The organism is Bacillus cereus group sp. MG9 (assembly GCF_040459995.1).
Lineage (GTDB): Bacteria > Bacillota > Bacilli > Bacillales > Bacillaceae_G > Bacillus_A > Bacillus_A mycoides.
The window spans coordinates 3952402-3975957 of the sequence record NZ_JARVHC010000001.1 but is presented as its reverse complement, the minus strand read 5'-3'; the positions used below and the strand labels follow the sequence as shown (position 1 = coordinate 3975957).

The window sequence follows — 23556 nt, the reverse complement described above, 5'->3', positions numbered from 1 at the left end:
TCCTTTTTCTTATATTTCCATAATGATTGGTAAAATCATTGGACGACGTTTCGTTTTTTCGTATAGGAATGGTGCTAATGTGTCTGTAATCTCATTTTTAATTTCAGACCATTGTGTTGTTTTTCGCTCCATTACTTTTTCTAAATGTGTTGTAATTAATGTTTGAGCATCGTTGATTAAATCGCTGCTTTCACGCATATAAACGAAACCACGCGAGATGATATCAGGTCCTGCTGCAACTTTAAATTCTTTCATATCAATGCTTACAACTACAATAACAAGTCCTTCTTCAGAAAGAATGCGACGATCACGTAATACGATATTACCGATATCTCCAATACCATTTCCATCGATATAGACAGAGCCAGATGGGATTTTCCCAGCTACGCTTGCTTCATCAGAACGTAAAGCAAGAACATCTCCATTATCCATAATGAAACAATTTTCTTCTGGAATACCACAATCATTCGCTAATTTCATATGCATACGTTGCATACGATATTCACCATGAATTGGCATGAAATATTTCGGCTTAATAAGACGTAGCATTAACTTTTGTTCTTCTTGTCCACCGTGTCCACTCGTATGAATATTTGAGAGTTTACCATGGATTACATCAGCACCAGCGCGGTACAACATGTTAATTGTACGACTTACACTAATTGTATTGCCTGGGATTGGTGAAGAAGAGAAAACAACTGTATCGCCAGGGATAATTTGAATTTGACGATGTGTACCATTGGCAATACGTGAAAGTGCTGCCATCGGCTCCCCTTGACTACCTGTACATAACATAACAACTTTATTAGCTGGTAGGCGGTTTAGCTGAGCTGTGTCTATGAATGTATCCTTTGGACACCGGATATAACCAAGGTTTTGTCCGATTTCAATAGCCGCTTCCATACTTCGACCGAATACAGCTACTTTACGATTGTTTTCAACAGCAGCCTCAACAACTTGTTGTAAGCGATGGATATTCGATGCAAAGGTTGCGAATATAATACGACCGTCTACTTTGCGGAATATATCTTGAATACTATCACCAACGCGGCGCTCAGACATCGTAAAGTTTGGCACTTCACTGTTTGTACTATCAGATAAGAGACAAAGTACACCGTCTTTTCCGATTTCGGCCATTTTTGTTAAATCTGCTGGCTCACCTACTGGTGTGAAATCAAATTTGAAATCACCTGTATGAACGACTTGTCCTTGAGGTGTTTTCACAACAACTCCGTATGAATCCGGAATACTGTGAGTTGTACGGAAGAAGGAAACAGATGTCTTTTTAAATTTAATAACATCATCTTCTTGAATTTCATAAAGTTTTGCTTTACGAAGTAATCCGTGCTCTTCTAATTTGTTTTTTATTAGGGCAATTGCTAATTTTCCACCGTAAATTGGAATGTTTACTTGACGTAATAGATAAGGAATTCCACCGATATGATCTTCGTGACCATGTGTAATGAATAACCCTTTAATTTTATCTTCGTTTCGCACAAAATAAGTGTAATCTGGTATTACATAATCGATCCCGAGGAGTTCGTCTTCTGGAAATTTAATTCCAGCATCAATTATAATAATTTCATCTTGAAATTGAACAGCATATGTATTTTTACCGATTTCACCAAGACCACCGAGGGCAAAAACGGCAGCTTGATCATTTTTTAGGAATTTCATATGACTATACGATCTCCGCTAATATTAAATCAGCGTTTTGTTTTTCATATTCAAGATGAGCACCAGTAACAGACTGAACGAACTCGATATTATATGCGAACTTATTTAATTTTTTACGAACATCCTTTTGAGACGTAGCCTCTAAATATAAAACTTTTGTATTTTCACGTACTGGGACCTCAGTTAATTTTTCTTGATAAAATACTTTAAAAATCATTTGGAAAACCTCTCCTTGTCTATGTTTTGCATTATCTGTTACTTATTATAAAGCAAACAGTCACGATTTTCATGTTTTTTCGAATGAGAATGAAGAAAAAGCCCGAAATGGGCACAATTTAAGCGATTGTCTTCTTACGGACTAAATCGTTTAAATAACGCTTGAGCTTTTTCTTCAGCTTCTTCAGCATGATTACTCCTTCCTTTCCTTATTTAAAACATGCATATTACTAATGATAACTCTGTCTCCCATACAAGAAAGAAGATTAGAAGTGAATAGTGAATCTTGTTCTTTTTAGTATAGTGTAAGTTATCTTGTAGTAACGATTAGTAGCCGTTAGTTATAGATATAGTATGAGGAAGAATAGAAAAGAAAATTCATCCGAACAAGTATCCACATTTTTTCACTAATAGTATATGCACATTTCATAAATAAGGTCAGAAAGTGAACGCTTTCTTCACAGATGTTTAATATGTTATACTTTTTTTTGAAATTTGAAAAGTGATAATCAAAATAGGAATATAGAGTGCCAGAAAGGATTTTGACAAATGAATGATAAAATTGTCTTTTTTGATATTGATGGAACATTATTAGATCATGATAAGAAAATTCCGCAATCTACAAGAGATGCAGTAAGAGATTTACAAGAAAAAGGTGTGCATGTAGCGATTGCGACAGGGCGTGCGCCATTTATGTTTGAAGATATTCGTGAGGAACTCAATATACATAATTATGTTAGTTTTAACGGGCAGTATGTTGTATTTGAGGATGAGGTATTATTTAATAATCCATTACATCCTGATGCTCTACATAAGTTTACTCAGTTTGCAAAACAAGAAGGATATCCACTTGTATATCTTGACCATCAAGAAATGAGAGCGTCAGTGGAATATCATGATTATGTAAAAGAAGGTTTTGGAAGCTTACAATTCGATCATCCGGCATATGAACCTGATTTTTATGAGAAACGCGATATTTATCAAACGCTTCTTTTTTGTGAAGTAAACGAAGAAGAAAAGTTTATTCATCATTATCCAGATTTTCATTTTATACGCTGGCATGCATATTCAATGGATATTATCCCTAATGGTGGTTCTAAGGCAAAAGGGATTGAGAAGTTTATTGAGAAAATAGGATTTAATCGTGAACAAGTATATGCATTTGGGGACGGATTAAATGATTTAGAAATGATTGAAGCAGTAGGAACGGGCATTGTGATGGGGAATGGTCATGAGGATTTGAAAAAACTTGCTAATTATGTGACAAAAGATGTTAATGAAGACGGTATTTATCACGGATTAAAGTGGGCTGGCTTGTTATAAGTAAGTGTGGAACCCATTTCATATAATAAAAAGGCGGAAGGTTAACTTCCGCCTTTTTACTATTATCGCTCGAGAGGTTTTGAATCATCGGGAGCCACAAATGGATTGTCTTTATTAATATGGTCATAGAACATAACACCGTTTAAATGGTCGATTTCATGTTGGAATACAATTGCTGGTAAACCTTTTAATCGCAGTTTTACGTCTTCACCGTTAATCGTTGTTGCCTTTACTGTAATTCTCGTGTAACGAGGGACATAACCAGGTACTTCACGGTCTACAGATAGACAGCCTTCACCATTTTGTAAATATGTACGTTCAACAGAATGACTAATGATTTTTGGGTTAAATAATGCGTAGCTATATAACGTATCGTTCGTATCAGTTACATGAACCGCAATCATTTTCTTTGAAATACCGATTTGCGGAGCCGCTAATCCGATTCCGGGGCGTAAATTATATTTTTCAGCCATTTCAGGGTCCTGGCTATTTATTACAAATTCAATCATTTCTTTAAGAGTATTTGTATCTTCCTCGCTAGCAGGTAAGGAGACCTCTTCTGCGACGTCGCGCAAAATAGGATTTCCTTCACGAATTACCTCATTCATTGTAAGCATATGTAATCTCTCCTTTCTCCTTTAGTCTACCAAAGGAGATAAAAAAAGTCATCGGCAAGTAAGGAAGAGCTACTTGGAAACAAATCTTCTACAGATAAGTTATGTAATAAAAAGAAAAGACGGCAAAGCCGTCTGTTTCTTTCCATAGTTGTTTCATTTTACATTAATTAGCGAATGCAAGCAGCACCAACGATAATTAAAAGGATAAACAACACAACGATTAAGGCGAAGCCGCTTCCAGATCCGCCACAAGAACCGCCATAACCGTAGGAAGGATATGAACAAGTTGTTGGATAGCAATATGAGTATCCGTACATGAGATGACCTCCTTTATCATTTCCCGCTAATACTGCGGTTACTATAATGTATGGAGGAATGATCAGAAATGTATAGGTATTTACCTATAAAAGGAAGAAGTGTTTGTATAATTTTCTTGAGAAGAGAGAAAAACTAAGGAGAATTAAATCGTTTACATATTATTCTAAGAGAAAAAATAAGTTAAAAAGGGAATAATATAACAGCAGGTTATTGCTTACTAATACAGATGTGAAAAATAAAAACACGTTTGTGTAGAGGAAACCGGCATATTATTTATAAAAAAACGTATTCAAAGTAATTGACATCGTAATTAGAATAGTTGTAAACTAAAAAACGTGATCAAGATTGTATTAATATGTTTTTGAAAAAACATTAGTACAGATTGTTAGGTACACAAAATTATTCTCAACCGACAAACAAATTTGTTGGTTTACATTGTTGCGCTTTCAGTCTAGCTAATAGATAGTGAAAGCGTTTCAGAATATGGTTCAAGAGAGGAAGAGGTGAACGGAATGGGTACTAAAACAAAAAAGACCCTATTTAATGTTGATGAGCAAATGAAAGCTATCGCAGCTCAATTTGAAACATTACAAATTTTAAATGAAAAAGGCGAAGTTGTGAATGAAGCAGCTATGCCTGAATTATCTGATGATCAATTAAAAGAATTAATGCGCCGTATGGTGTATACTCGCGTACTAGATCAACGTTCTATTTCTTTAAACCGTCAAGGACGTTTAGGTTTCTACGCACCAACTGCTGGACAAGAGGCTTCTCAATTAGCAAGTCATTTCGCACTTGAAGCAGAAGATTTCATCTTACCAGGATATCGTGACGTTCCACAATTAGTGTGGCACGGTCTACCATTATACCAAGCATTCTTATTCTCTCGTGGACATTTCATGGGTAACCAAATGCCTGAGAATGTAAATGCACTTGCTCCACAAATCATTATCGGTGCGCAAATCATCCAAACTGCTGGTGTTGCGTTAGGTATGAAATTACGTGGTAAAAAATCTGTTGCAATTACTTACACTGGTGACGGTGGTGCTTCACAAGGTGACTTCTACGAAGGTATGAACTTTGCGGGTGCATTCAAAGCTCCAGCAATCTTCGTTGTACAAAACAACCGTTATGCAATCTCTACTCCAGTAGAAAAGCAATCTGCAGCTAAAACTGTAGCACAAAAAGCAGTAGCAGCAGGTATTTACGGAATTCAAGTAGACGGTATGGATCCATTAGCTGTATACGCAGCAACTGCTTTCGCTCGTGAGCGCGCAGTAAATGGCGAAGGTCCTACTTTAATCGAGACTTTAACATTCCGTTATGGTCCACATACAATGGCTGGTGATGACCCAACTCGTTACCGTACAAAAGATATCGAAAACGAATGGGAACAAAAAGATCCAATCGTACGCTTCCGTGCATTCTTAGAAAACAAAGGCCTATGGTCTCAAGAAGTTGAAGAGAAAGTTATCGAAGAAGCAAAAGAAGATATCAAACAAGCAATTGCTAAGGCTGACCAAGCTCCAAAACAAAAAGTTACTGATTTAATGGAAATCATGTACGAAAAAATGCCTTACAACTTAGCTGAACAATATGAAATTTACAAAGAAAAGGAGTCGAAGTAAGCCATGGCTCAAATGACAATGATTCAAGCAATCACTGATGCTTTACGCGTTGAAATGAAAAATGATCCTAACGTACTTGTGTTTGGTGAAGACGTTGGTGTAAACGGCGGAGTATTCCGTGCTACTGAAGGTTTACAAGCTGAATTCGGTGAAGATCGTGTAATGGATACTCCACTTGCAGAGTCTGGTATTGGTGGACTTGCAGTTGGACTTGCACTTGAAGGCTTCCGTCCAGTTCCAGAAATCCAATTCTTCGGTTTCATTTTTGAAGTAATGGATTCAGTTTCTGGTCAATTAGCTCGTATGCGTTACCGTTCTGGTGGACGTTGGACTGCTCCAGTAACAATTCGTTCTCCATTCGGTGGTGGTGTTCATACTCCTGAACTACATGCTGATAGCTTAGAAGGATTAGTGGCACAACAACCTGGTCTAAAAGTTGTTATTCCATCTACTCCATACGATGCAAAAGGTCTTTTAATCTCTGCGATTCGTGACAACGATCCAGTTATCTACTTAGAGCATATGAAATTGTACCGTTCATTCCGTCAAGATGTACCAGAAGGTGATTACACAATTGATTTAGGCAAAGCTGACATCAAACGTGAAGGTACAGATGTATCTGTTATCGCTTATGGTGCTATGGTTCATGCTGCATTAAAAGCTGCTGAAGAACTTGAAAAAGAAGGTATCTCTTTAGAGGTTGTTGACTTACGTACAGTTCAACCATTAGATATCGAAACAATCATCGCTTCTGTTGAAAAAACAGGCCGCGTAGTTGTAGTTCAAGAAGCTCAAAAACAAGCTGGTATTGCAGCTAACGTTGTAGCGGAAATTAACGACCGTGCAATCTTAAACTTAGAAGCTCCAGTTGTACGTGTTGCAGCTGCTGATACAGTATTCCCATTCTCTCAAGCTGAGAGCGTATGGTTACCAAACCATAAAGATATTGTTGAAGCTGTTAACAAAGTAATGAACTTCTAATTTTTAGTTTTTCATGTGCAAAAGAAATCAGCACATGCTGGTTTCTTTTGTACATATTCCATAATAATGAAATGAATCAGGGGGCTGAATTCCGTGGCATTTGAATTTAAACTACCAGATATCGGTGAAGGTATCCACGAAGGTGAAATCGTAAAATGGTTTATTAAACCAGGCGATGAAGTAAATGAAGACGATGTACTTCTTGAAGTACAAAATGATAAAGCAGTAGTAGAAATCCCTTCTCCTGTTAAAGGTAAAGTACTTGAAGTACTTGTAGAAGAAGGAACAGTTGCAATTGTAGGAGATACATTAATTAAATTTGATGCTCCTGGATACGAAAACCTTAAATTTAAAGGTGACGATCATGATGAAGCTCCAAAAGCTGAAGAAGCAGCAGTAGAAGCTCCAGCAGCGGAAACTACTCCAGCAGCAACTGCAGAAGTAGTAAATGAGCGCGTAATCGCTATGCCATCTGTTCGTAAATATGCTCGTGAAAAAGGTGTAGATATTCATAAAGTAGCTGGTTCTGGTAAGAACGGCCGTGTTGTGAAAACTGACATCGATGCATTTGCAAATGGTGGACAAACTGTAGCAGCAACTGAGGCTCCAGCAGCAGTAGAAGCTACTCCAGCAGCAGCAGCGAAAGAAGAAGCACCAAAAGCACAACCAATCCCAGCTGGTGAATATCCAGAAACTCGTGAGAAAATGAGTGGTATCCGTAAAGCGATTGCGAAAGCAATGGTTAACTCTAAGCATACAGCTCCTCACGTAACATTAATGGATGAAGTAGATGTAACAGAACTTGTTGCTCACCGTAAGAAGTTCAAAGCTGTTGCAGCTGACAAAGGTATTAAATTAACTTACCTTCCGTACGTTGTAAAAGCTTTAACATCTGCATTACGTGAATTCCCAATGTTGAATACTGCTTTAGACGATGCTTCTCAAGAAATCGTTCATAAACATTACTTCAACATCGGTATCGCAGCTGATACAGACAAAGGTCTATTAGTACCAGTTGTTAAAGATACAGATCGTAAATCTATCTTTACTATCTCTAACGAGATCAATGAACTTGCTGGTAAAGCACGTGATGGTCGTTTAGCTCCAACTGAAATGAAAGGTGCTTCTTGCACAATTACAAACATTGGTTCTGCAGGTGGACAATGGTTCACTCCAGTTATCAATCACCCAGAAGTAGCAATCCTTGGTATCGGCCGTATCGCTGAGAAACCAGTTGTGAAAAACGGTGAAATCGTTGCAGCTCCAGTATTAGCATTATCTCTAAGCTTTGACCATCGTTTAATTGACGGCGCAACTGCTCAAAAAGCATTAAACCAAATTAAACGTCTATTGAATGACCCACAATTATTAGTAATGGAGGCGTAATAACAATGGTAGTAGGAGATTTCCCAATTGAATTAGATACAGTCGTTGTTGGTGCAGGTCCTGGTGGATACGTTGCGGCAATTCGTGCAGCACAATTAGGTCAAAAGGTAGCGATTATTGAAAAATCTAACCTTGGTGGCGTATGCTTAAACGTTGGATGTATTCCTTCAAAAGCGTTAATCAATGCAGGTCATCGTTATGAGAATGCAATGCATTCTGATGACATGGGTATCACTGCAGAGAACGTAAAAGTTGACTTTACAAAAGTTCAAGAATGGAAAAACGGCGTAGTTAAGAAATTAACTGGCGGTGTTGAAGGCCTTCTTAAAGGTAACAAAGTTGAAATCATTCGCGGTGAAGCTTACTTCGTAGATGCTAACACATTACGCGTAATGACTGAAGATGCAGCACAAACTTATACGTTTAAAAATGCTGTTCTTGCAACTGGTTCTACACCAATCGAAATTCCAGGATTCAAATACTCTAAACGTGTTATCAACTCTACAGGCGCTTTAAGCTTACCTGAAATTCCTAAAAAACTTGTTGTAATCGGCGGCGGTTACATCGGTATGGAATTAGGTACTGCATATGCTAACTTCGGTACAGAAGTTACTGTAGTAGAAGCTGGCGACGAAATCTTAGCTGGTTTCGAAAAAGCTATGAGCTCTGTTGTTAAACGTGCTCTACAGAAAAAAGGTAACGTAAATATCCATACAAAAGCTATGGCTAAAGGCGTTGAAGAAACAGAAACTGGCGTAAAAGTTAGCTTTGAAGTTAACGGTGAAATCCAAACTGTAGAAGCAGATTACGTATTAGTAACTGTAGGTCGTCGTCCAAACACTCAAGAAATCGGTCTTGAGCAAGTTGGAATTAAAATGACTGACCGTGGCATTATCGAAATTGATGAGCAATGCCGTACAAATATTTCAAACATCTATGCAATCGGTGATATCGTTCCTGGACCACCATTAGCTCACAAAGCTTCTTACGAAGGTAAAGTAGCTGTTGAAGTAATTAGTGGCCATGCATCAGCAATCGATTACATCGGAATTCCTGCAGTATGCTTCACTGATCCAGAATTAGCATCTGTTGGTTACACTAAGAAACAAGCTGAAGAAGCAGGAATGACAGTAGCTGTATCTAAGTTCCCATTCGCTGCAAACGGTCGTGCGTTATCATTAAACAGCACTGACGGTTTCTTACAACTTGTAACGCGTAAAGAAGATGGTCTTCTTGTAGGTGCACAAGTTGCAGGTGCAGGTGCTTCTGATATTATCTCTGAGATTGGTTTAGCTATCGAAGCTGGAATGACAGCTGAAGATATCGCTCAAACAATCCATGCTCACCCAACATTAGGTGAAATCACAATGGAAGCAGCTGAAGTTGCTCTTGGAATGCCAATTCACATTGTAAAATAATTTAAGTAATGTAAATAACCCATCTCTTATTTAAAGAGATGGGTTATTTTTATTTTCATAAAATGACTTGCAAGGTCTTTATATGTACTTGTCGAATGAATATATAATACTTTAAATGAACCGTTAGCATATATGCCGTTATATAATATGTAATTGATTCAAACTTAATCCCATATATTAATAAAATAGAGCATGTCAAAGGAGAAGGTTCCATGAGAATATTACATGTTATATTTTATCATTTTCTATTATGGAGTGGTTTTTCCATTGTATTAACATTATCGAATGGTGATAAGTTTCATTATAAAGTAATTCTCTTTTTCGTATTTCTTTATTTGGCATATGTGATTGCATGTTTTGTATTACACGTAAGAAAGCAGGCATTATTCCTTACGTGTTCAAATTGCATACTTTTTTTAATCATATTCTCTATTTTTTAAATTAACGTTTATAGAAATACATTGTTCTTCCATTAAATAGTTGTAACTCTCCTTCTAATTTCTTCGCTAGAAAACGGCTAAATTCATTTGCTTTTCCTTTATCACCAAATGTTGCTGTAGTGGGCAAAGAAACCTGAATAAAAGATTGTTCCTTTTCTATTCCAATCCCAACATAAATAGAATCATATCGATCGTGACTCGATTGGAGTTTTAATGTTGTTGCTGATGTATCTAATATTTCATAAGGAAAAGCTGTATTTGTATAAGCATAATTAATTTGATCACCAGTCTTGGAAGTAACGGTTTTATAGTTATGAAAAAGGTGTTTAACATCTTCTATTGAAACAGATTGTTGATTGGATTTAGGTACAAGTGTGATAAAGGCGTGTTGCATACAAATTCCCCCTTAACTTAGTAGAATAATATCATTTTACATCCTACTGAATTTTTTGACAATTAAAAGGAGTATTACTTTTTTTGTTTAATATATTAATGAGTAGGAAGTGTTATTTAGAAAGGTGGAAACTCATGTTTGAAAAATTGTATGATGAGCATGAAAGTGTGAAGGTACGATTTTTAGGATTTATGACGCATGATACACGTTATGATTTTGGAGTTATTTATACAAATATGTTTTTTGGAAAGCCACTTATTGTTTGTATGCAAACAGGGAGATCTACTTTGCTTGGGAGAGATGATGTAGAAAATGTTCCATATATACAGGAAACTTTTAAGTTAGGATCGGAAGAGGAGGCGGAGGAGTTAGCTCAGTTTTTTAACTTTCTTGTTCCGTCTACTTCTTTGCATGCGGAGTATGAAGAATAATTAACAAGAAACAGTCGTACGTATGAGATATGACTGTTTTTTTGTGTTAATATCGCATACTAATTTAATTTTAAAATATTTAATGTGTTATACTAAAAACCTATTGACGTAAAAAGTATAACATATTAAAATAAAGACAGAAAGTTAAGCGGTTACAAAAGTTTTTGGGATTATAAACTTAGGGGGAAATGAAAAATGGGAACAATCGTATGTCAAGATTGTGAAGGTACAATTGCACACTTCGAGGATGAGAAAGTAACGGTACTTTACGGGAAATGTGGATCTTGCGGATGTGATCACACAGAACATACAAAAGCCCAATAATTGATAGGAAATTGACAGCTAAAAGTTTTTAGGACCATAAACTTAGGGGGAAATGAAAAATGGGAACAATCGTATGCCAAGTTTGTGAAGGAACAATCGGACATTTTGAAGATGAGAAAACGACAGTACTTTATGGGAAATGTGGTTCCAATTGTGACTGTGCTAGTAGAGACAATGCGAAAGCTTAATCATATATAAGTAGATTATTCTTTAAACTCAGGGGGAAATGAAGATGGGAACAATCGTATGCCAAGTTTGTGAAGGAACAATCGCACATTTTGAAGATGAAAAATCAACAGTACTTTATGGGAAATGTGGATCTCATTGCGAATGTGACCATAAAGAACATACAAAAGCTTAATAATTAAGAAAAAACGCCTACACATGTAGGCGTTTTTTTAATAGATTGTAGTTGTATGTCCGACTGTTGCAACAATTGCATCATCTCTAATAGGAATAAATCCTATTGATGTTTGTGGCGTGTTAGGAGGGGCATATTGACTCATCATACGGCTATCAATACGAGTGATAAAATCGGTTAAATAAGCTGAAATAAAAGCATAAGGAATCCTTCGTTCATTTAATGAATAAATAATTTCCTCTTTCGTTTTTACGCCTACGCCATGTCCGTAAAAAAAGAAGTTTCCTAGATAGATTGTATTTTCTCCTTGCCACTCAATCGTAGCTGGATTAACTTGTGGATTTTTAAAGTAAACGAGGTCACCTGGAACGATATCGCCACTCGTTTTTGTTATGAGCTTTAAGTCGCGATCGTAGTCCCATGTATAAAGTAAGAGGTTTGCGAATAGACGGTTGAAAGTTTTTTCCTCATATAATGATAGTAATGCTTTGTAAAAAATGATAATCATTGCGGTGGCACATTCAGTTCCATATAGTTTTCCGTTTTTAATAATATCTTGGATGGCAATGGAAGGGGCTATGTTTGGGAGTAGTTGAAATCCGCCAAGTGATGTTCTTTCCCAAAACTGAGGGTTGCAAAAAGATTGTTGAAACGTACGAAACTGAAATCCACTTTGAAAAAGTTCTAGCGCGGAAGTAATAATATTAACTCGTAAATTAAGATCAAAGCTGAGTTCATCGGCTGTTCGGAAGGAATAAACTTCTTGATTTCCCGCCATTATGGATAAAATCTGTTGTTTTTCAGCTGCAAATGGCTCATATTCATTTGTGATATAAGGGTGTACAATAGAACGGCCTATCACAATCATAATGGTATCCCCACCTATACGTTACAGATTTCGCGATACGGGAAAGCCTATATTGGACTTTAGACATAGGATGAAAGTATCGCTTTTTCATAGAAAAACATTTATCCCGCTATTTGCGGGCAGTAAGAATTCCACCTCAAAATTCGGCTGGAGCCCTGCTGCCCGTAAACGCCCGATTGGTGAAGGCTAATAATCAGTGGGGATGAACAAAACCCCACTGATTAAAGTTTCACTTTATATTTTGGTAGACTTTAACTACAGACAAGTACAAGTCTTTAAAACGCCAATGTGTTCTTTGAAAAAAGATAGCATAGGGAGTTCGATAGCCGAATTCAAGCTATCGGTAAAATGATATGTGTCGTCAAGAACAAGACGCTAAAACACCTGAACACGAATCTGTACGGTATGGTATAGTACAGTAGCTCACGAACCTATACGATTTGTTGTGAGAGTGGTGATGGCACACCGCAATCTTGCACGTCAGCGATACCAGAAATGGACTTCGCCTTAGGTAGCAAGAATCCCACTGATGTTAGTCAGCTTGCCCCATTAGGGTGGGAATGTCAAATTCTTTAGTATCGTATGAAAAAAAGAGAAAAAAGGTGAAAGAAAAGCCTATCAACTGATAGGCTTGTACTCTTTAATAACACGTAATGTTTGTAATGTCATATCTTCAGGACCTTGTACAGGTAACCCAGCTTCTAAATTTTTAAGAATATACTCTAAGTTATCTTGTGTAATAATTTCCCCCGGAGTAAAGATTGGAATCCCTGGCGGATAAACCATAACAAAATCAGCTATAATACGACCTGCTGCGTTTTCAAATGGAATGACTTCTGTTTCTGAATAAAAAGCATCTCTAGGAGAAAGTGCTAGCACAGGTATTTCTGGTATTTCTACTTGTACTTGAACACCTTTGTCTGCTCTATTTCTATATGTTGCTGCTAAATCTTGTAATGCTGTAATAAGTGTATCTGTTTCACTTTCTGTATCTCCAAATGTGATAAGACAAAGTATGTTATATAAATCAGAGAGTTCTACTTCAATGTTGTAATGTTCTCTAAGCCATACTTCAGCCTGATGGCCTGTAATACCTAAATCTTTTACAGATACAATTATCTTTGTAGGATCATAGTTAAAAGTAGCATCTGTTCCTAGCATTTCTTTTCCGGGACAATAAAGATGCTCAATAGCATTAATAGCATCACGAACATGCTCAGCTAATTGTATTGTTTGTTCTAGGAGAGCTGTTCCTTCTGTAGCAAGACGTTTTCTAGCAACATCAAGGGATGCTAACAAAATGTAAGAAGTTGATGTAGTCGTAAGCATGCTAATAATGGATTGGACATGCTTTACGTTCACAAGACCTTCTTTTACATTAAGAATAGAGCTTTGGGTTAAAGACCCACCTAATTTGTGAACACTTGTTGCTGCCATATCTGCACCTGCTTGCATAGCTGATATTGGTAGTTCATCATGAAAATGGATATGAACACCGTGAGCCTCATCAACAAGTACAGGAATATCGTAAGAATGAGCTAATTCTACAATCTGCTCTAAATCTGCAGCAAACCCAAAATATGTTGGATTTATAACAAGTAAGCCTTTCGCATCTGAGTGCTCTTCAAGAGCCTTTTTGACAGATTGAATTGTGATCCCATGTGAAATACCGAGCTTCGGATCAATCTCAGGATGCATGAAAATTGGTTTTGCACCTGAGAAAATAATAGCTGACATTACTGATTTATGCACATTCCGTGGCACGAGGATTTTATCCCCAGGACCGCACACGCTCATCACCATTGTCATAATTGCACCACTTGTACCTTGAATAGAAAAGAACGTATGATCTGCACCGAAAGCAGCGGCTGCTAAATCCTGTGCTTCTTTAATCATACCTTTTGGATGATGTAAATCATCGAGTGGCGCAATATTAATTAAATCAATTGCTAATGCATTATGCCCAATAAATTCGCGAAATGTAGGATCCATGCCCTGTCCTTTTTTATGACCAGGAATATGGAATTGAACTGGATTTCGCTTACTGTGCTCAACTAAAGCGGTAAACAATGGTGTTTCGTATTGGGACAATCTATACACCCCTTCTTCTTCGTAATATTTATTAGAGTTTGTTTTATATGATTTCATCTCATTCTAAAAGGAAATTAAGATGACAAACTTTTAGAACTTGACTTGTTTTTCTGCCATTCGCAAAAGCCTTTTTTGGGATGGTAGTCTCACTTTATTCTCTATAAAACAAAAGCATTATATCACCAATAATTATAGATGTATAGAAAAATCGCATTTTCAAGGTGAGTATGTTTAATAGTTATATTTTAAATACTGCAAAGAGGAAGACAATTCCATTGAAATGGATAAATGGTGTATAATGCAGAGTGGCTATAGTGAAGAATAAAAGGTTGTCTTAAAGGTAGCATAATGGAAAAAGAAAGAATACTGAATGAGGTGCAAAAATGGAATATCAATATCCACTTGATTACAATTGGTCAAATGAAGAAATGGTAGCAGTTGTAAAGTTTTATGAAGCGATTGAAAAGGTATATGAAAAAGGAGTTTTGAGAGAAGATTTGATGGAATTATATCGTCGTTTTAAAGAGATTGTGCCATCGAAGGCAGCGGAGAAAAAAATTGATAAAGAATTTCAAGAAGTAAGTGGATATTCTATATATCGTACGATTCAAAGAGCAAAAGAAGTAGCGGAAAAAAAGATTGTAAAAATGTAAAAATATTTTGAAAATTAAAATACAAAGTGCTATAATGTGATAACAACTAAAAACGGACAATATAAATTGTCCGTTTTCTACTATCGATTACAAAGTGCATATAAAGGAAGGAGTGGTTGCATCGTAGATTCAATCTTAGCAAGGAATTGTTCGTTGGTCATTGCTGAAAACTCCTCTGGTGATATATGAATACCGACTAATAACTCTGCTTTTTTCACAGTAGCTAAACGTTCAATCATCTTTTGTAAGTCTTCCGTTTCAAGCGTTTTATGTAGTTTTACACCTGGTTTAGTATGGTCAATGGACCAAACGAAGTCATTTGGAATATTTGTTTTTAAATCATTTAAATGTTCTAAGAAGGCGTGAGCCGTCTCCACTTTTTGTGGACACTCATAGATTAAACCAAAGTATATGAAGGCGTGAGTACCCCATAAACCAATTTGAAAGTGTGGTAACATTTTATATCCACGTTTATTTGTTGAAAAAGCAACCCAAGTATCGTTTGGTGGATTGACTTTGCGGCGTGCATGTTTTGCTACATGGTAGAAAAAGTTTTCATCAGTTTGTTGTGATAAATATTCTGCAAATTGTTCCCCTAAAGCTTCTAGCTTAGGATGAATATTCGTTTTAATTGCGCTCATTCGTTCTTCAAGACCATCAACAGTAAAGACTTCAAAATCAGTTGATGTGAATGTTTGTAGTGTCATGATTGTTCCTCCAACTCCTATTTTGTTTTAATTTTAGCATAGCTTGTACTATTCATAAAAAAAACATCACAAAAAAATTTAAATAAAAAAATATAATTTTGTTGCATAGATGATTTATCCAACATAGTATAGTATAAAACAAAAAATCAGAAAATTGAATCAATTCTAGTCCGAGGGCAGACGAATATTGGGAGGAGGCAAAAAAATGAGACAGGTGATTAATGCGTTAAAGAGAACAGATGCTGAAAAGAGAATTCCGGTGCTACGTTTGGAGCTAGATTATGAATTAGCAACTTTATATGATGCGATGATGGATAACGACAAACAGAAAAAAGAAGAGTGCGTACAAAAATTAGAAGTGTTAAGACTTGAAATGATCCGTTTAGAAGCGTAATAATAGTATATGTATAAATAATTAGTTGGTGCGAACCTTATAAAGGGTTCGTTTTTTCTGTGAACAGTATAGATCGGAGTGTTTAAACATGCAAGAAGTATGGAAAGACATCGATACACACGCGAAACAGTGGATTCGAGAAGCCGGAGAACAATTAATGGCGTCACTGAAAAAAACACTTATTATAGAAACAAAGTCAAATGCAGCTGATCTAGTAACAAATATGGACCGAGAAACGGAGCAGTTTTTAATTGGGAAAATTAAAGAAACATTCCCGGCTCATAATATTTTAGGAGAAGAAGGCTATGGAGATGAGATTACCTCTTCTAATGGGGTTGTTTGGTTAATTGATCCAATTGATGGCACGATGAACTTTGTTCATCAAAAAAGAAATTTCGCAATCTCAATCGGGATTTATGAGAACGGTATCGGAAAGATTGGTCTTATTTATGATCCAGTTCATGACGAACTATATCATGCGGTAAAGGGAGAAGGGGCTTTTTGCAATGATTTAGCTATTCCCATGTTGGAAAAAGGAACGGTAGAGCATGGAGTTATAGCTTTGAATGCGATATGGCTTACTGATAATCCATTGCTTAATATGGAAAAAATGATGATGCTCGTTAAGAAGGCGAGAGGTACGAGGTCATATGGTTGTGCAGCGTTAGAAATGGTATATGTTGCCATGGGAAGATTAGATGCATATGTAACACCGCGCTTATCGCCATGGGACTTTGGCGGGGGACAGATTATTGTAGAGGAAGTTGGCGGTAAAGTGACAACGTTCTTGGGAACGCCTCTTTCTATTGTAGAGAAAAGCAGTGTGTTAGTTGCAAAACCAGGAGTATACGAAGAATTATTACCATTTGTATCGCAATAATGAAAAAAAGTAAGAGGCATAAAGAAGCTTCTTACTTTTTAATGTTATTGCGATTTACGCATTTTTCTTTTTGTTACAAAACCGTATCCAACTGTAACAAATGTGCCGATAATGCAAATAATAATGCCGATGGGACTATTTTCAGCAATCATAATTCCGATACCAATTAAGAAGATAACACCGATAATTGCTGTTAATAAAAAGCGATATTGAATGTGTTCCATTTCTTCACCCTCCAATCTTATTTTACTTTCACAAAAGTAAGAATACAACTATATTTTCATTCTTGATTTTATTTTGATTGCCATTGTATCCCCTTCGCTCTTATAATAGAGAAGGATTAAAAAGACATTAGGAGTTGGACATGTTGAAAAAACGACAAGATTTACGAAATATAGCAATTATTGCCCACGTTGACCATGGTAAAACAACACTTGTTGACCAGTTATTACGTCAAGCGGGGACGTTCCGTGCGAATGAACATATTGAAGAACGCGCAATGGACTCAAATGATCTAGAAAGAGAACGTGGTATTACAATTTTAGCGAAGAATACTGCGATTCACTATGAAGATAAAAGAATTAACATTTTAGATACACCTGGTCACGCTGACTTCGGTGGAGAAGTAGAACGTATCATGAAAATGGTTGATGGTGTTCTACTTGTAGTTGATGCATATGAAGGTTGTATGCCACAAACACGATTTGTTTTAAAGAAAGCTCTTGAGCAAAACTTAACTCCAATCGTTGTTGTAAACAAAATTGACCGTGACTTCGCTCGCCCTGATGAAGTAGTTGATGAAGTAGTTGACTTATTCATCGAACTTGGTGCAAACGAAGATCAATTAGAGTTTCCAGTTGTATTTGCATCAGCAATGAACGGAACAGCAAGCTTAGATTCAAATCCAGCAAATCAAGAAGAGAATATGAAATCATTGTTTGACACAATCATTGAACATATTCCAGCACCAATTGATAACAGCGAAGAGCCACTTCAATTCCAAGTAGCACTTCTTGATTACAATGACTATGTTGGTCGTATTGGGGTTGGACGCGTATTCCGCGGTACAATGAAAGTAGGACAACAAGTTGCATTAATGAAAGTTGACGGAAGTGTAAAACAATTCCGTGTAACTAAATTATTTGGTTACATTGGATTAAAACGTCAAGAAATTGAAGAAGCAAAAGCTGGAGATTTAGTAGCTGTTTCAGGTATGGAAGACATTAACGTAGGTGAAACGGTATGTCCGGTTGAGCATGAAGAGGCTCTACCATTATTACGTATTGATGAGCCAACATTACAAATGACATTCCTTGTAAATAACAGCCCATTTGCAGGTCGTGAAGGTAAATTCATTACTTCTCGTAAAATTGAAGAGCGTCTTCGTTCACAATTAGAGACAGATGTAAGTTTACGTGTAGATAATACAGATTCTCCTGATGCATGGATCGTATCTGGACGCGGAGAGTTACATTTATCTATCTTAATTGAAAACATGCGTCGTGAAGGTTATGAACTACAAGTATCTAAGCCTGAAGTAATTATTAAAGATGTCGATGGCGTAAGAAGTGAGCCTGTAGAGCGCGTACAAATCGATGTTCCTGAAGAATACACTGGTTCTATTATGGAATCAATGGGCGCACGTAAAGGTGAAATGTTAGATATGGTGAATAACGGAAACGGTCAAGTTCGCCTTACTTTCATGGTTCCAGCACGTGGGTTAATTGGTTACACAACAGAATTCCTAACATTAACTCGTGGTTATGGTATTTTAAACCACACATTTGATTGCTACCAACCAGTACATGCTGGACAAGTGGGTGGACGTCGTCAAGGTGTTCTAGTTTCACTTGAAGCAGGAAAAGCATCACAATACGGTATTATGCAAGTTGAAGACCGTGGTGTAATCTTCGTTGAACCAGGTACAGAAGTATATGCTGGTATGATCGTTGGAGAACATACACGTGAGAATGATTTAACAGTTAACGTTGTAAAAATGAAACAACAAACGAACATTCGTTCTGCAACGAAAGATCAAACTTCAACAATGAAAAAACCACGCTTAATGACTTTAGAAGAGTCATTAGAGTACTTAAACGATGATGAGTTCTGTGAAGTAACTCCAGAATCAATTCGTCTACGTAAAAAGATTCTTGATAAGAGTGAGCGCGAAAGAGCTGCTAAGAAAAAGAAATCTGTAGAAGCGTAAAAATAAAAAACAACTACCTTTATAAAAGGTAGTTGTTTTTTATTTTTGTTTATTTTTAGAATATTTATTCTTTTTTGTGGACAGTATTTTTTTTGCGAGTTACTCTTGTATTAAGTACATAAAGAAAATTTGTTTTTATGAGAAGGGAGGAAAGATAGTGTTAGAAAGAATGTCATTTTTCGCGAAATTGTGCAAAGTTGATGAAAATCCAGAACTAGGGATGTGGTTACTTTATGGAACAATTATTATATTGAGTGCACTTGTATATAATTTAGGATTTGCAAGGAAGCTATCAGTGCTAAAAAATATAGTAATATACATATCTTTAGCAATTGGATGCACGGTATTAACTTTCTTTGCAGTTTTTTTACCAGTTGGAGAGGGACTCGTTGTAGCGGCGATTGTACTTGGAATTTATAGATTACGTTTACGTCAAGCGAAACAACAAAAAGCAGGATAAAAAGGGGGAGTTTCATGCGCTCGGTACAAGATGCACTATATAATTGGTTAACAATTAAAACTGTTGCGGAAGCGCGTCCAGATGATAGCGCTGCACAAGAAACGTATGTATTATTTCGAAATATGATATATGAAGAGCATAAATTACGAAATGTAGAAGTGGAAAAGAACGAGGAAATGTATTTAATTACATATGAAATTGATGGAGAAATAAGGTGTGCAAGATTTCCAGTAGAAGCAATTGATTGTTTTTTGGATCAGATGAATCGTGAACCAGAAAAATACAAATAAGTCCTTATCTATATGATTAAGGACTTATTTACGGTTTACCAATCGTCTTCTACTTTTTTATCACGATATAATCGGAAATTACCACTTGCATGGCGTTCCATAGTACGCTCTGCAATGCGTTCCGTACATTCCATGCACATATATGTATGAATAGGGCGATTACGCAGTTTTTTTGCCATAGGATTTTCGTCATCTAACATATCTTTTTTATCACAAATCATACATCTGACTCTCATTTCGTCACCTCAATACGAATTCTATCAGTATAAGTATATCATGGAAGCATAATGTTTTTGAATAATAGCGGGAAAAAATAATATTTTCGCAATTCGAAAAATAGGTTATGATAAGGACATATAAATAATATTTGGAGGTGGAAATATGGCGAATGTAGTTGAGCCTACATTGACAGGTGATTTAGTACAATCTTTGCGTAAAGAGTGTATCGTTATGATAGCAACAACAGATTTCGAAAAACAAATTCCTAACGTAAGTGCTATTTCTTGGGTATATGCAGTGAGTGAAACTAGTATTCGATTTGCGGTAGATCAACGCTCACGTATTGTGGGGAATATACGGCATAGTGCAGGGGTTGTATTGACTATAATGGCGAATGAATCCGTATTTTCCATAAGTGGTGAAAGTGAAATTTTAACAGATAGAATGGAAGGGATTCCTCTAAAATTAACGGTAGTAGAAGTGAATGTACAAGAAGTTCGTGATGTTATGTTTTATGGTGCGAAACTTGCTACTGAACCAACATATGAAAAAACATATGATCTTCGAGCAGCTAAAAAGCTTGATAACCAAGTATTAGTAGGAATGAAAGAATTATAAAGAAGATGAATAGGAACATCGTTCATAAACTTTTACAAGTGAGTATTGTGATTTAATGTGAAAAATTATAATAAAAAGTAATATATTGAATAGAAATGAATAAAAAATAAAGAAAAGGTTTAATTTCTATGAATTTCGATTCTACCTCGTTTTTACGGTACATATAATTATAACAATGGTTCGTCCATATTTTATGGATGAAACCCTTGTTCTACAAATTTAAAAGTGGAGTCAGGGGGTAACAGGTTGGATAAAATTTATGTGTTAGATACGAATGTACTTTTGCAGGATCCTTTATCTATTTTTTCATTTGCAACAAATGAAGTAGTGATTCCAGCAGTTGTATTAGAAGAGGTTGATTCGAAAAAACGTTATATGGATGAAGTAGGACGAAATGCTCGCTATGTATCTAAGTTAATCGACAAATTTCGTGAAATAGGAAAGCTGCATGAAAGTATTCCGTTAGAAAACGGCGGTACATTTCGTATTGAATTAAATCATCGCTCATTTGTTCAACTGCAAGATATTTTTGTAGAAAAAACAAATGATAATCGAATTTTAGCGGTAGCGAAAAACCTCTCTTTAGAAGAACAAGAAAAAGAGGACGGGAAATCAGTTATTTTAGTAAGTAAAGATGTACTCGTAAGGGTAAAAGCTGATGCAATCGGATTGCAGGCCGAAGATTATTTAAGTGACCGAGTAATCGAAGTGGAAAATATATATTCAGGATTTTTAGAAGGGTATATATCAAAAGAACAGTTAGATTATTTTTATGAAAAAGGTGAACTACCTTTATCTGAAATCGCAAATCATCCTTTTTATCCAAATCAGTTTGTTGTAATGAAAGATGCACTAGGGGGTTCTAGTTCTGCACTTGGGATTGTGGATCATTTAGGTAAGAAGGTAAAAAAACTTATTTTTCACAATGAACAAGTGTGGGGGATACGCCCACGAAACGTGCAGCAAATTATGGGATTAGAATTGCTACTTCGGGAAGATATTCCACTTGTAACGTTAACAGGGAAAGCCGGTACAGGAAAAACGTTACTTGCATTAGCTTCGGGACTAATGCAAACGGAAGATTTAGGGTTATATAAAAAACTACTTGTCGCGAGACCAATTGTACCGGTAGGGAAAGATATAGGCTATTTACCAGGAGAGAAAGAGGAAAAATTAAGACCGTGGATGCAGCCGATTTTTGATAATCTAGAGTATTTATTCAATACGAAAAAGCCTGGGGAGCTAGATGCTATTTTAGCTGGAATGGGTTCGATTGAAGTAGAAGCGCTTACCTATATACGCGGGAGAAGTATTCCAGACCAGTTCATTATAATTGACGAGGCACAAAATTTAACGAAGCATGAAGTAAAGACGATACTAACAAGGGTAGGCGAAAAAAGTAAGATTGTATTAATGGGGGATCCTCAGCAAATTGATCACCCGTATTTAGATGAATATAATAACGGCTTAACATATGTTGTAGAGAAGTTTAAAGAACAACGTATTAGTGGTCATGTAAAGTTTGTTAAAGGAGAGCGTTCTAATTTAGCACAACTAGCAGCGGATTTATTATAAAAAGGAGTGAGCTTAAGCTCACTCCTTTTTTGCCTTTTAATTATACAATTTAAATGATTGTAAATTTACGGATGTTACGAATCGGATTTTGTCTATTAGATCCATCATGGAAATATAGATGAACAGGCCCGTCTTCTCGTAATGGTTTACCTTCTTTTGAAAAACCGAGAATAGCTTTATGGGCTGTTTCTAACGGAAGTGTAATTGTATTGTCTGTGGTTTCAATTTCGACATGAGTAGCATCTTCTAAAATTTCAGCATTTTTTAGAAATGGATGAAGTGGTATGCCAAATGTCCCGTTAATAAGCTGTTCTTTTTTATATTTCTTTACACTTTGTTGTATTGGCGGGAAGGCAGCACCATCACGGATTTCGCGATCCCAATGCTCTGAAGTATGTTTTAAGTATGTTTCTAATTCGGATGATTCTTCTCTAGTTTCATCAAAGTAGGTTGTCAAATCTATTTTTCGATCATCGAAAATCCATACAGTTGGATCGATAGTGATTGGAAAACGAACTTTTCCATTAATAAATAAAATTTCGCTCATTGTTGTTCCCCCATTTGTGTTATACTCCCACTTTTCAGTATAATAGTATTAGACACTGTTGTCACAAAAAATGTTTCTATTGCAATTTATTAAAACTATCGCTAATATTAATAGATATGAGAGAGTAGGACGGAAACGGAGGGAATCAATTTGGCGTCTGAGACAGTATCAAATCATCAGGAAAAGGCACTAGCCCTTCTACAAGCGGATGCAGAGAAGATTTTAAGACTTATTAAGGTACAAATGGACAATCTTACAATGCCGCAATGTCCATTATATGAAGAAGTTTTAGACACACAAATGTTTGGACTATCCCGCGAGGTCGATTTTGCGGTTCGCCTTGGTCTTATTGCAGAAGAACAAGGGAAAGCAATGTTAGGAGAGCTCGAACGTGAGTTGTCTGCACTTCATGAAGCATTTACAAACAAACAACAATAACGGGTTCAAATAAGGGGGCTCAAACTGAAATAGTTTGGGCTTTTTATTTGTATAATAAAGAAGGAAGAACCTATATACATATGGAATACAACA

The 23556-nt window shown here is 36.2% G+C and carries 30 protein-coding genes; 19 read left to right on the top strand and 11 right to left on the bottom strand.

What is annotated here, in order from left to right:
* Positions 1–9 precede the first annotated feature (9 nt).
* Positions 10–1677: a ribonuclease J1 gene (rnjA, locus tag QCI77_RS20255; protein WP_002033834.1), complete on the bottom strand. Its 1668-nt coding sequence runs from the start codon at positions 1675–1677 to the stop codon at positions 10–12.
* A gap of 4 nt (positions 1678–1681) precedes the next feature.
* Positions 1682–1894, bottom strand: coding sequence for a DNA-dependent RNA polymerase subunit epsilon (locus QCI77_RS20250; RefSeq protein ID WP_000576436.1), 213 nt, complete (start codon positions 1892–1894; stop codon positions 1682–1684).
* A 548-nt stretch (positions 1895–2442) separates the two neighbouring features.
* Between QCI77_RS20250 and QCI77_RS20245 the strand changes: the two genes are divergently transcribed.
* Positions 2443–3216, top strand: a complete 774-nt coding sequence (locus QCI77_RS20245; protein ID WP_002033835.1) for a Cof-type HAD-IIB family hydrolase — start codon at positions 2443–2445, stop codon at positions 3214–3216.
* Between the two features lie 62 nt (positions 3217–3278).
* Here QCI77_RS20245 and def read toward each other — a convergent pair whose 3' ends face one another.
* Both def and QCI77_RS20235 read right to left on the bottom strand, forming a co-directional pair.
* Positions 3279–3833, bottom strand: a complete 555-nt coding sequence (def, locus tag QCI77_RS20240; RefSeq protein ID WP_002014846.1) for a peptide deformylase — start codon at positions 3831–3833, stop codon at positions 3279–3281.
* 167 nt (positions 3834–4000) lie between these two features.
* A complete protein-coding gene (locus QCI77_RS20235) occupies positions 4001–4150 on the bottom strand; it encodes a YjcZ family sporulation protein (protein WP_002014847.1) in 150 nt (49 codons plus the stop codon).
* A gap of 513 nt (positions 4151–4663) precedes the next feature.
* Here QCI77_RS20235 and pdhA point away from each other — a divergent pair.
* The 5 genes from pdhA (at position 4664) to QCI77_RS20210 (ending at position 10004) form a co-directional block, all read left to right on the top strand.
* Positions 4664–5779 (top strand): pyruvate dehydrogenase E1 component subunit alpha, encoded by a 1116-nt coding sequence (gene pdhA, locus QCI77_RS20230; RefSeq protein WP_000536893.1) that lies wholly within the window; start codon positions 4664–4666, stop codon positions 5777–5779.
* 3 nt (positions 5780–5782) lie between these two features.
* Positions 5783–6760, top strand: a complete 978-nt coding sequence (gene pdhB, locus QCI77_RS20225; protein ID WP_002033837.1) for a pyruvate dehydrogenase complex E1 component subunit beta — start codon at positions 5783–5785, stop codon at positions 6758–6760.
* 93 nt (positions 6761–6853) lie between these two features.
* Positions 6854–8146, top strand: coding sequence for a pyruvate dehydrogenase complex dihydrolipoyllysine-residue acetyltransferase (pdhC, locus tag QCI77_RS20220; RefSeq protein WP_002033838.1), 1293 nt, complete (start codon positions 6854–6856; stop codon positions 8144–8146).
* Between the two features lie 5 nt (positions 8147–8151).
* The gene (gene lpdA / locus QCI77_RS20215; RefSeq protein ID WP_002014851.1) at positions 8152–9564 is read left to right on the top strand and encodes a dihydrolipoyl dehydrogenase; all 1413 of its coding nucleotides are present in this window, start codon (positions 8152–8154) and stop codon (positions 9562–9564) included.
* A gap of 212 nt (positions 9565–9776) precedes the next feature.
* Entirely contained in the window at positions 9777–10004 is a 228-nt protein-coding gene (locus tag QCI77_RS20210; protein WP_002088334.1) for a hypothetical protein, read from the top strand.
* A gap of 1 nt (position 10005) precedes the next feature.
* Here the strand turns inward: QCI77_RS20210 and QCI77_RS20205 are convergent, their stop codons facing one another.
* Positions 10006–10398, bottom strand: a complete 393-nt coding sequence (locus QCI77_RS20205; RefSeq protein ID WP_002014853.1) for a DUF1885 family protein — start codon at positions 10396–10398, stop codon at positions 10006–10008.
* Positions 10399–10532: 134 nt separating this feature from the next.
* Here QCI77_RS20205 and QCI77_RS20200 point away from each other — a divergent pair, with 134 nt between their 5' ends.
* The 4 genes from QCI77_RS20200 to QCI77_RS20185 all read left to right on the top strand — a co-directional run bounded on the left by QCI77_RS20200 (position 10533) and on the right by QCI77_RS20185 (position 11514).
* A complete protein-coding gene (locus tag QCI77_RS20200) occupies positions 10533–10829 on the top strand; it encodes a DUF3055 domain-containing protein (RefSeq protein WP_002138119.1) in 297 nt (98 codons plus the stop codon).
* 195 nt (positions 10830–11024) lie between these two features.
* Entirely contained in the window at positions 11025–11153 is a 129-nt protein-coding gene (locus QCI77_RS20195) for a GapA-binding peptide SR1P (RefSeq protein WP_000536778.1), read from the top strand.
* 59 nt (positions 11154–11212) lie between these two features.
* Complete coding sequence (locus QCI77_RS20190) at positions 11213–11341, top strand: GapA-binding peptide SR1P (protein ID WP_002033839.1); 129 nt, start codon at positions 11213–11215, stop codon at positions 11339–11341.
* Between the two features lie 44 nt (positions 11342–11385).
* Positions 11386–11514, top strand: coding sequence for a GapA-binding peptide SR1P (locus QCI77_RS20185; RefSeq protein WP_000536785.1), 129 nt, complete (start codon positions 11386–11388; stop codon positions 11512–11514).
* A gap of 37 nt (positions 11515–11551) precedes the next feature.
* Here QCI77_RS20185 and QCI77_RS20180 read toward each other — a convergent pair whose 3' ends face one another.
* Positions 11552–12382 (bottom strand): protein-glutamine gamma-glutamyltransferase, encoded by an 831-nt coding sequence (locus QCI77_RS20180; protein WP_353825405.1) that lies wholly within the window; start codon positions 12380–12382, stop codon positions 11552–11554.
* Positions 12383–13000: 618 nt separating this feature from the next.
* On the bottom strand, positions 13001–14473 hold the full coding sequence (gene speA / locus QCI77_RS20175; protein ID WP_353825404.1) for an arginine decarboxylase: 1473 nt from the start codon (positions 14471–14473) through the stop codon (positions 13001–13003).
* 383 nt (positions 14474–14856) lie between these two features.
* On the opposite strand from speA, the gene QCI77_RS20170 reads away from it, so the two are divergent.
* The gene (locus tag QCI77_RS20170) at positions 14857–15126 is read left to right on the top strand and encodes a UPF0223 family protein (protein WP_002014862.1); all 270 of its coding nucleotides are present in this window, start codon (positions 14857–14859) and stop codon (positions 15124–15126) included.
* Between the two features lie 80 nt (positions 15127–15206).
* Here the strand turns inward: QCI77_RS20170 and QCI77_RS20165 are convergent, their stop codons facing one another.
* Positions 15207–15833 (bottom strand): YktB family protein, encoded by a 627-nt coding sequence (locus tag QCI77_RS20165; RefSeq protein ID WP_002014864.1) that lies wholly within the window; start codon positions 15831–15833, stop codon positions 15207–15209.
* Positions 15834–16038: 205 nt separating this feature from the next.
* Here QCI77_RS20165 and QCI77_RS20160 point away from each other — a divergent pair, with 205 nt between their 5' ends.
* Together QCI77_RS20160 and QCI77_RS20155 are read left to right on the top strand one after the other, a co-directional pair.
* Positions 16039–16227 carry a hypothetical protein gene (locus QCI77_RS20160; protein ID WP_002121995.1) on the top strand — a complete coding sequence of 63 codons (189 nt, stop codon included), beginning with the start codon at positions 16039–16041 and terminating at the stop codon, positions 16225–16227.
* An 88-nt stretch (positions 16228–16315) separates the two neighbouring features.
* On the top strand, positions 16316–17107 hold the full coding sequence (locus tag QCI77_RS20155) for an inositol monophosphatase family protein (protein WP_088292573.1): 792 nt from the start codon (positions 16316–16318) through the stop codon (positions 17105–17107).
* 44 nt (positions 17108–17151) lie between these two features.
* On the opposite strand, the gene QCI77_RS20150 is transcribed toward QCI77_RS20155, so the two are convergent.
* A complete protein-coding gene (locus QCI77_RS20150) occupies positions 17152–17331 on the bottom strand; it encodes a DUF5325 family protein (RefSeq protein WP_000400127.1) in 180 nt (59 codons plus the stop codon).
* Between the two features lie 140 nt (positions 17332–17471).
* Between QCI77_RS20150 and typA the strand changes: the two genes are divergently transcribed.
* The 3 genes from typA to QCI77_RS20135 all read left to right on the top strand — a co-directional run bounded on the left by typA (position 17472) and on the right by QCI77_RS20135 (position 20066).
* Positions 17472–19316 carry a translational GTPase TypA gene (gene typA / locus QCI77_RS20145; protein WP_002014867.1) on the top strand — a complete coding sequence of 615 codons (1845 nt, stop codon included), beginning with the start codon at positions 17472–17474 and terminating at the stop codon, positions 19314–19316.
* 157 nt (positions 19317–19473) lie between these two features.
* Positions 19474–19776 (top strand): YlaH-like family protein, encoded by a 303-nt coding sequence (locus QCI77_RS20140; protein WP_000893662.1) that lies wholly within the window; start codon positions 19474–19476, stop codon positions 19774–19776.
* Between the two features lie 14 nt (positions 19777–19790).
* The gene (locus QCI77_RS20135) at positions 19791–20066 is read left to right on the top strand and encodes a hypothetical protein (protein WP_002033723.1); all 276 of its coding nucleotides are present in this window, start codon (positions 19791–19793) and stop codon (positions 20064–20066) included.
* A 35-nt stretch (positions 20067–20101) separates the two neighbouring features.
* Here the strand turns inward: QCI77_RS20135 and QCI77_RS20130 are convergent, their stop codons facing one another.
* On the bottom strand, positions 20102–20302 hold the full coding sequence (locus QCI77_RS20130) for a YlaI family protein (RefSeq protein ID WP_002094429.1): 201 nt from the start codon (positions 20300–20302) through the stop codon (positions 20102–20104).
* 145 nt (positions 20303–20447) lie between these two features.
* Here QCI77_RS20130 and QCI77_RS20125 point away from each other — a divergent pair, with 145 nt between their 5' ends.
* Positions 20448–20903 (top strand): PNPOx family protein, encoded by a 456-nt coding sequence (locus QCI77_RS20125; protein WP_002014791.1) that lies wholly within the window; start codon positions 20448–20450, stop codon positions 20901–20903.
* Positions 20904–21149: 246 nt separating this feature from the next.
* Complete coding sequence (locus QCI77_RS20120; RefSeq protein WP_002088317.1) at positions 21150–22478, top strand: PhoH family protein; 1329 nt, start codon at positions 21150–21152, stop codon at positions 22476–22478.
* 49 nt (positions 22479–22527) lie between these two features.
* Here the strand turns inward: QCI77_RS20120 and QCI77_RS20115 are convergent, their stop codons facing one another.
* A complete protein-coding gene (locus tag QCI77_RS20115; protein WP_002014789.1) occupies positions 22528–23025 on the bottom strand; it encodes a molybdopterin-binding protein in 498 nt (165 codons plus the stop codon).
* Positions 23026–23175: 150 nt separating this feature from the next.
* Here QCI77_RS20115 and QCI77_RS20110 point away from each other — a divergent pair, with 150 nt between their 5' ends.
* Complete coding sequence (locus QCI77_RS20110) at positions 23176–23463, top strand: Fpa/YlaN family protein (protein WP_000135698.1); 288 nt, start codon at positions 23176–23178, stop codon at positions 23461–23463.
* The last annotated feature ends 93 nt before the right edge of the window (positions 23464–23556 follow it).